The sequence below is a fragment of the Sinobaca sp. H24 genome, from assembly GCF_023845525.1.
Window position 1 is genome coordinate 233,134 of the sequence record NZ_JALBWT010000003.1, and the last position, 15,077, is coordinate 248,210.

The 15,077-nt window shown below is 45.4% G+C and carries 11 protein-coding genes and 4 pseudogenes; 4 read left to right on the top strand and 11 right to left on the bottom strand.

The features are described 5' to 3' along the window. The first annotated feature begins 44 nt into the window (after positions 1-44). A complete protein-coding gene (locus MMY81_RS06875; protein ID WP_252312188.1) occupies positions 45-1,427 on the top strand; it encodes a DHA2 family efflux MFS transporter permease subunit in 1,383 nt (460 codons plus the stop codon). Positions 1,428-1,465: 38 nt separating this feature from the next. Here MMY81_RS06875 and MMY81_RS06880 read toward each other — a convergent pair whose 3' ends face one another. From MMY81_RS06880 to MMY81_RS06890, 3 genes and pseudogenes are all read right to left on the bottom strand, one after another. Next, the gene (locus MMY81_RS06880; RefSeq protein WP_252312189.1) at positions 1,466-1,801 is read right to left on the bottom strand and encodes a hypothetical protein; all 336 of its coding nucleotides are present in this window, start codon (positions 1,799-1,801) and stop codon (positions 1,466-1,468) included. Between the two features lie 163 nt (positions 1,802-1,964). Beyond that, entirely contained in the window at positions 1,965-2,468 is a 504-nt protein-coding gene (locus MMY81_RS06885) for a ferritin (protein WP_252312254.1), read from the bottom strand. A gap of 32 nt (positions 2,469-2,500) precedes the next feature. Next, positions 2,501-3,548: pseudogene (locus MMY81_RS06890) on the bottom strand (NAD(P)/FAD-dependent oxidoreductase). A 215-nt stretch (positions 3,549-3,763) separates the two neighbouring features. Between MMY81_RS06890 and MMY81_RS06895 the strand changes: the two are divergent. Both MMY81_RS06895 and MMY81_RS33875 read left to right on the top strand, forming a co-directional pair. Continuing rightward, a complete protein-coding gene (locus MMY81_RS06895) occupies positions 3,764-4,405 on the top strand; it encodes a YitT family protein (RefSeq protein WP_308215247.1) in 642 nt (213 codons plus the stop codon). Positions 4,406-4,449: 44 nt separating this feature from the next. Continuing rightward, positions 4,450-4,617 carry a DUF2179 domain-containing protein gene (locus MMY81_RS33875; protein ID WP_308215248.1) on the top strand — a complete coding sequence of 56 codons (168 nt, stop codon included), beginning with the start codon at positions 4,450-4,452 and terminating at the stop codon, positions 4,615-4,617. A gap of 114 nt (positions 4,618-4,731) precedes the next feature. On the opposite strand, the pseudogene MMY81_RS06900 reads toward MMY81_RS33875, so the two are convergent. The 5 genes and pseudogenes from MMY81_RS06900 to MMY81_RS06920 form a co-directional block, all read right to left on the bottom strand. After that, a pseudogene (locus MMY81_RS06900) lies at positions 4,732-5,508 on the bottom strand (EAL domain-containing protein). A 131-nt stretch (positions 5,509-5,639) separates the two neighbouring features. Continuing rightward, positions 5,640-6,413 carry a sensor domain-containing diguanylate cyclase gene (locus tag MMY81_RS06905; RefSeq protein WP_252312190.1) on the bottom strand — a complete coding sequence of 258 codons (774 nt, stop codon included), beginning with the start codon at positions 6,411-6,413 and terminating at the stop codon, positions 5,640-5,642. 194 nt (positions 6,414-6,607) lie between these two features. After that, on the bottom strand, positions 6,608-7,549 hold the full coding sequence (locus MMY81_RS06910; RefSeq protein ID WP_252312191.1) for an HD-GYP domain-containing protein: 942 nt from the start codon (positions 7,547-7,549) through the stop codon (positions 6,608-6,610). Positions 7,550-7,717: 168 nt separating this feature from the next. Continuing rightward, positions 7,718-8,731 carry a hypothetical protein gene (locus MMY81_RS06915; RefSeq protein ID WP_252312192.1) on the bottom strand — a complete coding sequence of 338 codons (1,014 nt, stop codon included), beginning with the start codon at positions 8,729-8,731 and terminating at the stop codon, positions 7,718-7,720. A gap of 184 nt (positions 8,732-8,915) precedes the next feature. Further along, positions 8,916-9,272, bottom strand: coding sequence for a hypothetical protein (locus MMY81_RS06920; protein WP_252312193.1), 357 nt, complete (start codon positions 9,270-9,272; stop codon positions 8,916-8,918). Positions 9,273-9,400: 128 nt separating this feature from the next. Between MMY81_RS06920 and MMY81_RS06925 the strand changes: the two genes are divergently transcribed. Then, a complete protein-coding gene (locus MMY81_RS06925) occupies positions 9,401-10,186 on the top strand; it encodes a formate/nitrite transporter family protein (RefSeq protein WP_252312194.1) in 786 nt (261 codons plus the stop codon). A gap of 44 nt (positions 10,187-10,230) precedes the next feature. Here the strand turns inward: MMY81_RS06925 and MMY81_RS06930 are convergent. The 3 genes and pseudogenes from MMY81_RS06930 to xylA form a co-directional block, all read right to left on the bottom strand. Further along, positions 10,231-11,835 (bottom strand): annotated as a pseudogene (locus tag MMY81_RS06930) (glycoside hydrolase family 43 protein). A gap of 30 nt (positions 11,836-11,865) precedes the next feature. Continuing rightward, a pseudogene (gene xylB / locus MMY81_RS06935) lies at positions 11,866-13,361 on the bottom strand (xylulokinase). A 61-nt stretch (positions 13,362-13,422) separates the two neighbouring features. Beyond that, the gene (gene xylA, locus MMY81_RS06940; RefSeq protein WP_252312195.1) at positions 13,423-14,751 is read right to left on the bottom strand and encodes a xylose isomerase; all 1,329 of its coding nucleotides are present in this window, start codon (positions 14,749-14,751) and stop codon (positions 13,423-13,425) included. Positions 14,752-15,077 lie beyond the last annotated feature (326 nt).

The window sequence follows — 15,077 nt, forward strand, 5'->3', positions numbered from 1 at the left end:
CTTGTTACAATAAGAAAGGATGCTTTTAAAAGGAGGGGACGGACATGACGACGTTGAGTACCGCGCAGAAACGGCTGATTATCTTTATAGTAGTTGGAGGAAATTTTTTGTTTTTGTTTAATCAGTTTCTTTTGATTACGGCGTTCCCTACGCTGATGCAGGAATTTGCTGTTAACGCAGCTCAGGTCCAATGGCTGACAACTGCGTTTCTCTTAACGTCTGCGGTCTTTATTCCGATGAGCGGCTATTTGATTGATCGGTTTACGACTAGAGGTCTTGTGCTGACATCGTTTTTATTTTTGGCAGCGGGTACGCTTCTCGCGCTTATGTCCGAAAGCTTTGCCATACTTATTCTGGCCCGGGTCATTCAGGCAGTGGGAGCCGGAATTATGCTGCCTCTCGTACAGACGGTGCTTCTGCTTATTTTCCCTGTGAATCAGCGTGGAAAAGCGATGGGCCTCCTCGGTCTTGTTATGAACGTAGCGCCGGCCACCGGACCTGCGGTTTCGGGGTATATTATTGATGTATACACGTGGAAGCACTTGTTTTGGATTATTCTTACGCCGACTCTTCTACTGCTTCTTTTAGCCGTTTTTTTCCTGAAAAATATAACAGAACAGCGGGAAACCCGCTTTGACTCTCCTTCCGTGCTGCTTTCTACCATCGGCCTGACCGGCCTTCTCGTTGGTTCAAGCTATATCAGCACAGAAGGTCTGCTGCACTGGGTCGTCTGGCTGCCGATCGCAGCAGGGGCTGCCAGCCTGTTTATATTCGGCAGACGGCAGCTGCAGTTAACAGCTCCTATTTTGAACGTCCGGGTTTTTCGTTATCCAGTCTATGCTCTTACAACAGGCTCCGTCTTTTTTGTAGGAGTGCTGCTTTTATCCACAGAAACCATCCTGCCCCTGTTTGCACAGGACGTTCAGGGCAGCAGTGCTTTTGTTTCCGGCTTCCTGTTAATGCCCGGGACCGCTATTCTTGCTTTTATGTCTCTTGCCGGCGGTATGATATATGATAAATACGGCGGCCGCCTCTTAATAAACACAGGCTTTGTCCTGCTGATTTCATCTGTTATTCTATTTGTTTTTCTCCAGCCGGATACATCCATCTTATTTATCATCGCTGTATTCTGCCTGTTTATGGCAGGTATCGGGATGACGATGATGCCTCAGGTCGCAGCCGGCATGAATGACCTTCCCCGCGAGGAACTTGCACATGGCACCGCGCTAAGCAGTACCATCCGCCAGTTCGGCATGGCGCTCGGCGTTACGCTGCTCTCCACTATAGTCAGCGCCGGTGGCGGTCCGGATATGAACTATCAGGAGTCACTGTTTCTCGGGATACGTCAGGCTTTTATCGTCATGGTCGTACTCGCCGTTATGTCTTTTTCCCTGTACCGGCTGATTCCACTTGTCAAAAAGCTATAAAAAGATCAGCCTGGAGATATTCTCCTCAGCTGATCTTTTTATCCGGCATGCAAAGCATGTAGAGTTTTATATTCAGTAGCTACGATGCCTTCCTCGGTTAACTGCCATTTTTTCAGTTCAAATATTGATTTGGATCTCAGCCAAATTGGAAGACAATCGTCTTTTATCGTTTTTGTCACGCGCAGCGGGCGTGCTTCGAGCTGACGGACATAATACAGCTGATCTTCGCCCCATTCCCAATTTTTATAATAGGGAAGAAAAAGGTAGTTGTCGTTTAGCGCTTCGTATTCATCTGCACTGATAATCGATTGATTAAACAGACGGATCCAGCGTCCCCGGTACTTGCATTCCACATAATAAGTATACCCTCGCATGATGCATCTCCTTTGCTCATGCCTTTATTTTACCATAAATTATCCTAAAAAATAGTACTTTAGTCAGTACATTATACCTATTTATTTGTTTAAAACAGACTAGGCTTATTTACGCAAGCATAAAAAGAGAAGGCCGCAGCCTTCTCTTTTATACTGTATTCATTTAATCTTCCGGGGTAAATGAGCGCTTCGAGAGCTCCTGGTCCATCATAATAAACGCATTGCTGTCCTGATCAATCCGGTTCAGCTTCTGAATCAGGTTGTCAAAGAGTGCTTCTTCTTCCACCTGCTCATTAATAAACCAGTTCAGGAAAGTCATGGTCGCATGCTCTCTTTCATCAAGAGCAATATCGGCCAGATGATAGATACGCTTCGTCACTTCTTTTTCCTGAAGCAGGCTTTTTTCAAAGCAGTCAAGCACGCTGGAAAAGCTGTTATTTGGCGTATCGCTGCCTTCGACCATCACACGCTCACCCATGTCATTTAAAAAGTGGTAAAATTTCATCGCATGGTATCGTTCTTCCTCTGCCTGCACAAGGAAGAAATTTGCAAATCCATCCAGTCCTTCTGCCGAGCAGTAGGCTGCTGTTGCCAGATAGGCATTGGCAGAATAAAATTCATAGTTCATTTGATCGTTTAAGTTCTGCTTTAATGTTTCGCTGATCATATGATCTTCCTCCTTTTCGCTGGTTTCTTCTATTATGCCATACTTTTCTTCTGCCATTTCTTATTTTTTTCCTTAAATGCTTCATTGTGGGAGGAGACCATTGCCCGGTCCCCCGCCTCCGGCTGGATATAGAACTTGGCTTGATTGACGGCATTGGCCGCATCCTGAAAGCAGCCGGCAATCAAATTAAGCTTCGCATCGTGTTTGACGATGTCTCCTGCCGCAAACATGCCCGGCACTGATGTATGGTTCAACGGGTTACCTGCGATAAAATGGGAATCAATCATATCAATTTTCAGCGTATTGCTCTCCAGCAGCGATTTATCCCGCTCGTAGCCGTGATTGATAATCACTTCGTCAATCGGAAGCGTACTCCGCTCTCCGGTTTCCACATTAGTCAGCTCCACCTGGTCAATATTCTCCGTCGACTTTTCCGCGATCAGCTTGGAAATACATGTATTGAAATAGCACTCCGCCGAGCTGCACATCAGCTTGTCCACCTGGGCTTCATGAGCTGCCGGGCATTCCTTGCGGTACGTCAGAAAGACTTTCCCTGCAATCGGCTCAAGCGCATTGGCCCAGTCAATTGCGGAGTTGCCGCCGCCGGAAATAATGACGTTTTGCCTTTAAAACGGGCCAGTGATTTTACCGTATAGTGCAGATTGGATATTTCATATTTCTCTGCGCCTTCAAGCTCCAGCTTCTGCGGATTAAGGATGCCGCCCCGATAGCCATAATAACCGTTTTGGAGTAATGAACCTCGCCTTTGTCATTCGTAATCTCAAAAACCGCCGCATCGTTTTTAATAATGGAGGCCACTTTTTCATTCAGACAGACGGTCGGCTCGAACGTCATCGCCTGTTCCACCATCTGGGCAATCAGCTTTTCTCCGGATGTAGGAGGAAGGCCGCCGACATCCCAGACAACTTTCTCCGGATAAACGTTCACTTTGCCCCCGAGCACCGTCTGGTATTCAAGAATCTTTGTTTTCATTCCGCGCATGCCGCTGTAAAAAGCAGAATACAGCCCGGCCGGGCCTCCGCCTACAATAGTAACGTCAAACAACTCGTGCTCTGTCATATGTACTTCCTCCTTTTATATCCCGTAAATGATTATCATTATCAATTAGTGAGTTAAGAATACCATATCCCATCCAGATTTGCATAGAAAATGGTTTATTTTTGATTGGATAATCTATGGTACAATCGATGGGACTTTTTAGGAGAGCTGAGATAGATTCAGGTGAGACAGAAAGGAATCATGAACATGAGTAGTTTCGTTACAAAAGACAGCGCATGGCCGAGTTCGGCTATGTCCTGTTTGGTTCGACCCTGATCGCTTTAGCCTACAATATTTTCCTTCTGCCGTCCCGCCTTGCAGCCGGTGGAGTGTCGGGTATCAGCACGATTGTTTACGAGCTCTATCAGTTTAATCCCGCATTCGTCCAGTGGATGATTAACATTCCTTTATTCTTTCTCGGGCTGATTCTGCTCGGAAAAGATTTTGGAATGAAATCGCTTCTTGGCACTTTTTTTGTGCCGCTTGTCATCTGGATAAGTACCGATCTTCCCTTCGCGATTAATAACCCGCTGCTGGCAGCCATTTATGGGGGATCCATGATCGGCGTAGGACTTGGCATTGTTTACCGGGGACGCGGTTCCACCGGCGGTCTGTCTACGCTTGGGCAGATTGTGAAAAAGTATTCCGGTCTTTCGAGCGGATACGCCCAGTTTATTGTAGACGGCTGTGTCGTGGTGACATCCGCTGTTGTCTTCGGTCTGGAGATCGCCCTGTTTGCGATGATTTCCATCTTTGTCATGAGCAAAGTCATCGACCTCGTTCAGCTCCAGGCGTCACCTTCCAAGCTCGTTCTCATAATTACCGAGCGGGAAGCGCAGATACAGACTATTATCGGGAGGAAATTGACCGCGGCTTAACCAAGGTCCGTTCGGTCGGCGGCTACACAAACGATGAAAAAACGATGATTCTCTGTGTCATGGAGCAGCAGGAAGCTGTTTATCTGAAGAGAGTCCTGCAGAATCAGGAGCCTTCTTCGTTTGTGATCTTCCTGAATGCCTCCGAAATTATCGGCCGCGGCTTTTCCTTTTCCAAGTTTTACGGTGCAGAAAATAAAAAATCAGCACCCTGAAAGGGGATGCTGTATTTAATTCCTGACAGCTGTAAAAACGATAGTTCTGAAGTCAGCCCTTGAGGTTCCAGTTGCTTTTTACTATCTTTGTTCTATTAAAAAACCGGTTTCCTTTTAAAGGAAAGCCGTGTTTTTTAAATAATGTAAATAACTTTGCAAGTTCAGGTGCAGGCATTGGTTTATGATAGTAATATCCCTGGCCCAGTCGACTTTGTGCGTCTGATAATACTGGTGCTGTTCTTTTGTTTCAATACCTTCCACTATACACTGCATATCAAGCGAGTAGGCCAGTTCAATAATAGCCTCGACAATTTTTTTGCTTGAAATTGACGTTAGATTGGCGCTCAGCTGGCGGTCAATTTTCAGAATATCAATCGGAAAGCGATGCAACAGATGGAAAGAAGCATAACCGACTCCGAAATCATCGACTGCCAGCTTAATACCGATTTCTTTTAATTCGAGCAGATTCTCCAAAATCACAGGATTATTCTCAAGAAAAATATTTTCCGTAATTTCAAACGTAAGCTGGGCGGCCGATATCCCGCTCTCTTCAGAATATGGCGCACATACATGGAAAATCCGGATCATAAAGCTGTACTGGCGATACATTAACTGAAAGCTTCAAATCGGCATTAACTGCTTTCATTTCACTGCAGCTCTTTGCAGAACCCAGAGACCGATGGCGTGCATCGCCTCCGACTGTTCTGCCAGAGGAATCCATATATTAGGTGGGAAAAAGCCGTGCACCGGATGATGCCAGCGTATTAGAGCCTCCACACCGGTAATCGTTTCTTTTTGAATATCAACCTGAGGCTGGTAGGCTAAAGCAAGCTGGTCAGTGAAGCCTTCTTCTTCCATTGCATTACGGATCGTAAATTCCTGAACTTCCATTTTCTCCTGATCGTCATCATCTGTAAAAATAAGTCCTTCTGTTCCGTTTGAATTTCCTCTTACGGCCCGCTGCTCCGCTTTTTTCAATAAAGAGCTGAAGCTGTTAAACGTTTCGCTGTAGACTGCCGCTCCTATAATAACACGAATGTATGATGTTCTTTATTGATAACGCAGGGAGCTTCTTTAAGATGCTGTAACAGTTTTTCTGTATAGAGTTCTGTTGCCATTCTTGGATTTTCGTTCGCCGTAAAGGGAAGCATCACGATAAATTTATCCTGAGCCGCCCGGGCAAATAAACTGCCTGCCGGAAAAGCTTCATACAGCATTTTTGCCGTTTTCTGCAGCCGAAGGTTCCCCATTTCAAATCCATAGAGTTCATTGAAAATACGGGTACCACGCAGGTTAATATAAAGTGTACTCCAGGAGGTATAGTCCTCCTTTTTATTTTCAAACAGAGATGGCAATGCAGACGAAAGGTATAAACCTGTCAAGCTGTCTCTCATCTGACTCTGTTCTACTTCCAATGCTCTTGCAATAATATAGGCATACCCCTGCAGTAATGTGACCTGCTCTTCGGAAAATACAGCTGTATGATTGCTTACTAAACAGAGTGTTCCCAGCGCTTCCCCATCTCCCGATGTAACTGCCGCCCCCATAAAGCTGCCGCTTCCCGCCTGTTTGGTAAATCGGTGCTCCTTTGTAAAGCTGTGCTTGGTAAGGTCTGGTATGATAATGTTTTTGTTTGGCGCCTCAACTGCCAAATGACAGAAGCTCTCCTGATAAGGATCTTCCTTCCCTTCCGGGATACACAGCGCCGCCTGATCCAGCACTTTCCGGATGACATTCATCTTCTTATCGTTTGTCGCGAAAAATATCGTATGGTTAGGAAAATTCAGAGCCATCATTTCAAAAACTCTTTCTAAAAAACCATTGATATCCCTGTAATGTTTAATATCCTCTTGAATCATGCAAATCCCTACCCTCTTCTTGCTACTCTTTAAATGTTAGTACCCTGCTGATGGTAATGGACCGATTCACAGGCATATAAAAAGCATGCAGCTTATCTTTTTCTTTCATAATTGGATAGGTGGGCAGCTTGTCATCCACCCACTACTTCGGCAACAGTATTATTAGAAAGCTGTACTACGGCATGCTGAGGGAAGATCTCCAGCATCTCACAAAACTGCTTCATGTAGTCAATATTTATATCTCCGTGCTCTTTTATGACTATTTTTAATGCTTTCGGAGGGCTTAAAGATTCCCTATAAGGCCTTTCCAGCGTGAGCGCTGAGTATACATCCACCAGTTTCAAAATATCATGTTCTTTTTTCCAGATCTGCCTCTCCTCTCTTTCTTCCTTACTAAGAGTGCTTAACGGCTGGTGATGATATTTCAACACATTTGTTACGCCGGCACTGTATCCTTTTTGTTTCAGCAGATGAAAGCCCTCGCCTGTGTGGGCACGCATCTGCAGCATTTCTCTTGAACTGAGTTCGTTCGTTTTCATTAAAATCTTTTTTTCGACTTTAAGCTTACCTATATCGTGAAGCAGACAGGCTTTGGAAAATTCTGCAACATGCTCCAGTCCAATCTTTTTTGCCATCAACGACCCTAGGATAAACACGTCGAGGGAATGATGGTACGTATTAAGATCCCAGGATTTTAGCTGCTGAAGTAGACCATAGGTACTTTTTTCCGATGTGATTTCAACAAACAGCTTTTGCACCCAAAGATAGGAGTCCACGTCATTAATGGCATATCCAAACCGGTACTCATTGCCCAGCTGCAGCATGTCCTGAAGAAAAGTCAGAAGAGTCTGCCTTTTTTCTTCCGACAGTTTCTTCAAATCAATGTCTTTTTCTTCTTGCTTTCCCTCGTCATCTGACTGAATAGGAAGAGAATTAATCTCCCACTGCTGTAATTTCCGGATTAAAGCAGCTGTTACTATATGACCTTTTCTGACAACCAAAGATGCCCCTTTGTATATATCTTCGGCTATTACTGCACCTTCCTTTAGTTCTTTCACTGCAATATACTTCAATTTAAGTCCTCCTTAAATTGCATCTTATTACCTGATATTATATACCTATTTTATGACAATTGTAAGGTATTATGTTAAATTTCTATGTATTTACTGATTAAAAATAACTATTAAGATATGAAAAAAGATTCAAGTATACTCTTGAACCCTTCTTCTTATTGCGGAGGTCTAACTTCCTTTTCTTCCGGAAAATTTATTCGCAGTAATGGTAATAATGAAAGCTAAAATAAAAGCTGCTGCCATGGCAAGAATAAAACCCGCAACATTGTTTGTTAAAAGTGGAGCTGCAAACGTTGGCACATAAGCTGTTCCTCTAACATTAAATAATCCAACGAGGGCTCCCCCCCCCGCCGAAAACACAGCACCGGCAAAAACAAATTTATTGGAAAACATAAACGGATAGGCCGCTTCTACAAATGTACCAAAGCCCATGTTGATGAGAAAGCCCGGAGCAGCCGCAGCTGCTTCTCCCTTATCTCTTGGGGAAATTACGTTGGCAAGGGTAATACCGGCGGATACCATGACGAGTCCAACCATATCGATTGCTCCTAAAAAACTGTTACCCGCTGTTTCCATCTCCAGCAGAACAATAGGAAGAATAGCTGCGTGATATACGCCGCCAAGTATCGCCGGCCATATAAGCAGCCCGGCAAGCGCGCCAGCCATAATTGGATTAAACGCTATCGCAGATTCTATAATTGCCTTAATTCCGTTTCCAGTCTGCAGCGCTAACGGGGCAAGCAGGAAATATACAATAAGACCCGCAGCCAATCCGGAAAGCCCTCCTGCCACAATATTGACAGTTGTCATCGGAAAGCGCCACTGCACGCATTTCCTAAACAAATAATGAACAAATATTCCGGCCAGAATACCACCGATAATACCTCCAATAATCCCGCCTTCTACCGACAGGACACCAGCTATAACACCGGCGGCGATGGATACTTCATCCAAATCGGACACCTGCTTGGCTGCAATGGCTGCCAGAACGACCGGCAGCGCCTGAATCATTACGTCAAACACTTCTCCCAACCCACTGAATACAGGAATCCGGCTCAAAGCAAGCACAATAGCCATCGCTATAAAACCGGGGAGAGCTGACACCATAATTCCCCGCAGGCTGATATTTTTGAACACATTGGCCGGCTTTCCCGTTTCCAGCTGTGATCTGCTTCCAATCACCGGCTGATACGAGATATTCCAATATTTAGCTAAAGAAGCAATAAAGAAACAGCCCGGGTCCGGCTCGTCGTACCTGTTGTACCTGACTGGGAAATAACCTCCGCGCCTTTGCTGCCGATCAAAGCCATCGATGTGCCGCCTGTACCGACAATAGGAATTTTTTTATCCGCAGCGGCCTCTATTGTTAACTGATTAACCCCTCCGGATCAGAGCTCATCACAATCAGACCGTCTATGTGGCCGTTTTGTATCTGCTCTGCCATTTTTTTATCGAGTTCTGCGGCCTCCTCATTTACCTCTTCCAGACTTCCTTCAAATATAACTTCCGGCCGACCCTGAGCTCCTAATGCGAACATCCGGGCAGAAACGTTTTCTTTCGCCGTATCCATTGATTCCTCTGCTGCAATAAACTGAATGGCTCCTACCTGAAGTTCAGTACTGCTGCTTTGCGTAATAATTTCCTCCAACAGCTTTTCAGGCTTTTTCCCGCCTAAACTATATAGATTTCCTCCGCTGCTTCCAATAATAGCAATTGTTTTCATCGTACGTTTCCCTCTCTATGTATGATTATTTTTATAGTAATACGCATCTTTTGTTATTCCGCTCCATTTAGTCTATATTAAATAAGGCAAAATAAATACACCCATATACCACACAGGAGACAAGAGCTATGTATAAAGAAACGATCCACACACTCAATGAGCAGGGCGCATCCAAAAGCGCTATGTTGAAACGCTCGCCGCTGGTTTATCTGCTATCGGCGGTTATTGCAGGCAGTTATGTAGGCATAGGGGCGCTGATTATGTTTTCTCTCGGGGCGCCTTTGTATGACGTTCAGTCCCCTATTCTGGATCTGGTCGTCGGCTCTACGTTTGGCATTGCCCTGATTATTATTTTAATCGGCGGCTCTGACCTGTTTACCGGAAATAATATGATTATGACGACCTCCACATTTTCCGGAGGGACTACGTGGAAAGAGACGCTTGGCGTATGGGGCGCAAGCTATTTCGGAAATGCTGTCGGTGCTCTTCTGATCAGCCTCCTTGTTCTTGGAGCAGGTATTTTCCAGGAGATTCCAGCAGATCATTATATGTTTTCCTTAGCTGCCGAAAAAATAAGCCTTCCATGGAGCCAGCTGTTTTTTCAGGGTATTCTCTGCAACTGGATTGTCTGCCTGGCTATCTGGCTGACGCTTCGCACTGAAAGCGACACGGCAAAAATCATTATGGTGCTCGGAGTCATCCTGGCATTTGTCGCTTCCGGCTTTGAACACAGCATTGCAAACATGTCGATACTCGGCATGGCCTGGCTGCATGATTCTTACTCCATCCTAAGCTTTGGGGATATTATTTATAATTTGATCCCCGTTACGATCGGCAATATGATCGGCGGCGCCATCTTTGTGGCCGGTACGTACCTTCTGCTGAACCGCGACGAAATGAAGGATGGAAAATAATATTTAATTATAAAAAAAGAGCAGGCTCTGCGGCCTGCTCTTTTCTAATGTTCTTTATACACAAAGTAGTCAAAATCAGCCGGCAGGTTTTGGCCGGACGTATCCTGGCACTGCATTCCGACAAAGGCACCCGTAAAGAAACCACCGGAATTTACGTAATCATCGGAGAGCTTATGGCTCTGGAAATCAATAGGAATTTCCGTCCAGCTGCTGCCGTCAAAGGAGTAGGAATAACGGTACACTTCGGTATGAACGTCTACTTTCATATACACATCCTCTACGTCTTCCGGCACAGGAATTTGTTCGTTTCTCAACGGCTGGTCGAAGGTAAAGTTTTCGCATGTCACAATATCCAACACCCGTCCCTTTTCTTCATCCCATGTCACATGGAAGCCTGTCCAGTTTTTGTATTGTAGTAATTAACCAGGCCTGCTCCCTGCTGGAAAGAATCCGGCTGAAAAGATAGCTTCGTTTCCGCCGTAAACGTAAAGCTCTGCCAGCGTCTTGCGACATAGGCCTGCGTAAACTGGGAAGTGAGCGACTCTTTTCCATACAGCCGCAGGTGGCCCGGGTTATCGGTCAGTGAGAGAATCTTGTTATTCAATGGAATACGGAGCGTCTGGAAATGATGATTCAGCGTTGTCTCATCAAAATCATCTTTTTCAGGAAAATCTTTTTCCCATGGATGTTCCGCCATGTCCGGCCCTTCAATTTCAAGTGATGGCTGATTGCCGCCGACTACATACGGCCAGTCTTCCTTCCACTCCATACGCTGAATAGCTGTTTCCCGACCGAGCGGGCAGTAGCCTCTTGGATCAAGCAGCGCTTCTTCCGTCTTCGGAAGCGGACGTCCAGTTAAGTGAACAAGAAACCATTCATCCGTATGAGTGTGCACGAGCGAGGCGTGCCCTGCTTTTGCAGCGGATTTCTCGGATACGGCATCGACGTGATCAGTGGATTGTCCGGATGCACTTCGTACGGACCTTCCAATGTTCTGGAGCGGGCGATCGTCGCCTGATGGTCGTATTTTGTGCCGCCCTCTGCGGTTAATAAATAATACCAGCCATTTTCTTTATATAGATGAGGCGCTTCCGTCAATTTCACGTCGGTTCCTTTAAAAATAATGGACGGTTTGCCAATCAGCTGCTGCTTTTCACGCTGTATTCCTGAAGCGCAATTCCGTAGAAGTCGTGCTTGTAGACGCGGTTATCCCACACCATATTCACTAAATATTTACGACCGTCTTCTTCGTGAAACAGCGATGGATCAAAACCGGAGCTGTTCAAATAAATAGGCTCGGACCATTCTCCATCGATCGTATCGCACGTCACCAGGTAGTTATGGCAGTCTTTCCAGCTGCCTTCCGTAACTTTCACATCGGTGAAAATCAGCCAGAATTTTCCGTCGCTGTAGGAAAGCGCCGGGGCCCAAACACCGCCGGAATCGGGATTTCCCATCATATTCAGCTGACTCCACCGGTTTAAAGGACGGGCAGCAAGACGCCAGTTTTTTAAATCTTTGGAGTGATAAATGCCTACTCCCGGAAACCACTCAAATGTGGATACCGCAATATAGTAGTCCTCCCCGTTCCGGCATATGCTCGGGTCCGGGTTAAATCCTTTTAAAATGGGGTTTTGAATCACAGTCATGAAAATCCACCTTTCACTATGTTTACTCTTTTATCGGAATGCTGCCAGCTGCTTTGTAATGTCTTTTGTCTGCGTATATACCTGCTGATACAAAGCAAAAATCTGCTCGTAGCGTTTTGTTTTTTCAGGATCAGGCATCACGGACACATCGTTTTGCACAAATACGGCTGCCGCTTCCTGAAGCGATTCAAACCATCCGCATCCCGCTGCCGCTATAATTGCCGCTCCCATAGCAGGACCCTGCTCGTTGCGGAGGCTTACCACTTCCTTGCCGAAAATATCCGCCTGCATCTGCAGCCAGGCTCTTGATTTAGCACCTCCGCCGATCGAAACGATCGTGTCTACTTCCATTCCATTCTGTTCAATTAAATTCAGGGATTCTTTCAAAGAAAACGTGATCCCTTCCATAATCGCTTTAACAAATTCGTTTTTCGTATGGGAGGAATCCATGCCGACGAACGAACCACGGGCGAGCGCATCGTTGTGTGGAGTTCTTTCTCCTGTAATATACGGCGTGAACAACAGGCCGCGCGCTCCCGCCGGCACTGATTCGGTTTTCTGAACCATCTCGGAAAAATCATCATCCTTTAAAAAATTCTCTTTAAACCACTGCAGGCTGTAACCTGCAGCAAGGGTGACCCCCATCGCATAGTATGTATCAGCCGGCGCATGGTTAAAGAAATGCAGCTTGCCGTTAAAATGCGTCTTTTCTCCGCCAGCATAAGATAACAAAACACCTGAGGTTCCGATACTGCACATCGTTTTCCTTTTTCCAGAATCCCTGCGCCTACAGCTCCACATGCGTTATCCGCGCCTCCGGCAAAAATCATTACCGAAGAGGAACAGCCCGTTTCCTGCGCTGCTTCTTCAAGCATACCTCCACAGTGCTCGGTGGCTGGAAAAAGCGGCGGACACAAAGAAGATGAAAGATCGAATGCTTCCAAAACAGCAGTGCTCCATTCGTTGGTGTTCAAATCCATCAGCAGAGTGCCTGCTGCATCCGACAGATCCATGCCAATCTGTCCGGTTAAGCGGTACCGTACATAGTCTTTAGGAAGCAGAAACATTTCGGCGCGGGCAAATACGTCTGGCTCATGCTTTTTAACCCACAGAATCTTTGGAAGCGTAAATCCTTCCAGCGGGCTGTTTTTTGTAATTTCCCAGAGTCTTTCCTGACCAATCGCTTCTTCTATCTCTTTTACTTCCCGGCTTGTTCTCGTGTCATTCCAGAGAATAGCACGTCTTAACGGATTATGGTCACCGTCAAGCAGAACGAGGCCGTGCATCTGCCCGGAAAAACTGATTCCTTTTATATCTCCGCCGTCCAGATTGTTGTTTTGAATGAGCTTTTTTAATACGCTTTTTGTCTGCCTCACCCAGTCTTCCGGATCCTGTTCGCTGTGCCCATCCTGTTCATGATAAATCGGATAGCTTTCTGATTCTTCTGCGGCAATGGTTCCCTGCCGGTCTGTTAATATTCCTTTAATACTGCTCGTGCCGAGGTCTAAGCCGATGACGTATTCCAATGGAATTTTCTCTCCTTTTAAGAAAAAGAAGCTGTTTTACGCAACAGCTTCTTCTTTATTTTTATACTTTCGCAAATGCTCCTGCTTCCAGAATGTACTGATTCATAATGCCTTTAATCATTTCCTGGCGGCCGGACTCATGCTTGATAGTGTTCTCCATGGCGTAAGCTTCCAGCTCACGGAACGACGTCTTATTGTTTAAAATAGCTTCTCCGATACCGGACTGATAGCTTTCATAGCGCTTATCGATAATATTTTCAAATACGCGGTCTTCGATCATGCGGCTTGCTACTCTGAATCCAATCGCGAACGTATCCATACCGACAATGTGGCCGTGGACAAGGTCGATCGGCTCAAAGGATGGACGGCGCAGTTTTGCGTCAAAGTTCAGCCCGCCTTTACCGAGTCCGCCGTTTTTAAGAATTTCATACATCGCAAGCGTTGCGTTGTAGATATCTGTTGGGAACTCATCTGTATCCCAGCCGAGAAGCATGTCGCCCTGGTTGGCGTCAACAGATCCAAGAATGCCGTGCTCTCTTGCATAGCGGAGCTCATGTTCAAATGTGTGGCCTGCAAGGGTGGCATGGTTGGCTTCAATATTGACTTTAAAGTGATCCTGCAGGTTATAGTTCTGCAAAAATGCATATGTTGTGGCCGTATCGAAATCATACTGGTGTTTTGTCGGCTCTTTCGGCTTTGGTTCAATAAGGAACTGACCTTCGTATCCGATTTCTTTCGCGTAATCGACTGCCATATGATAGAAGCGCGCCAGGTTATCAAGCTCGAGCTTCGTATCTGTATATAGAAGGGAATCGTATCCTTCTCTTCCGCCCCAGAACACATAGTTTTCCGAGCCCAGTTCTTTTGCGATTTCCAGCTGCTTTTTTACTTTAGCTGCTGCATGTGCAAAAACGTCGGCTTTATTGGAAGTAGCCGCACCAAACATAAAGCGCGGATGATGGAACATGTTGGACGTATTCCACAGCACCGAAACGTCTTGTGCCTTCATTAACGGCTGGATCCGGCCGACAATTTCGTCCAGGTTGGCTCCGTATTCTTTCAGGTTGTTGCCTTCCGGCGCAATATCCACATCATGGAAAGCAAAGTAGTCAAATCCAAGCTTATCAATAAATTCAAAGTTAGCTTCCACTCTGGCTTTTGCCAAATCCATTCCGCTGTACTGATCCCACGGACGCTGCATGGTTCCCATACCGAATGGATCAGATCCATCCATAGTAAATGTGTGCCAGTAGGCTACAGAAAATTTCAGCCAGTCCTTCATGCTTTTTCCGTTAAACATTTCTTCTGCATTATAATGTTTGAACGCAAGGGCATTACGGCTGCCGCTTCCCTCATATTTAATTTTGTCTATTTCCTGGAAATAACTCATTAAAAAACCACCTTTTATCATATTTTATGTTTGCGCTTACATATTGCCTATTTTAAAATGCAAAACCAGTTTTCCATGGATGAAAACGAAACTTTGTTTTTACTAATAAATTAAGTATATTTATTTAAAATCTTATTGTCAATATTTTCGTTTATTATTCACGCATATTATGAAATAATGAAGATATATTAAAAATGTATAAAGCGTAATGTTTAATGCACAAACTAATGACGGAGGAATGACTATGAAAACGGGAGATCAGGGCCTGGTCAAAAAATTAATAAATCGATTGTACTGAGTAATATTCAAACCCAGAGTCCCATTTC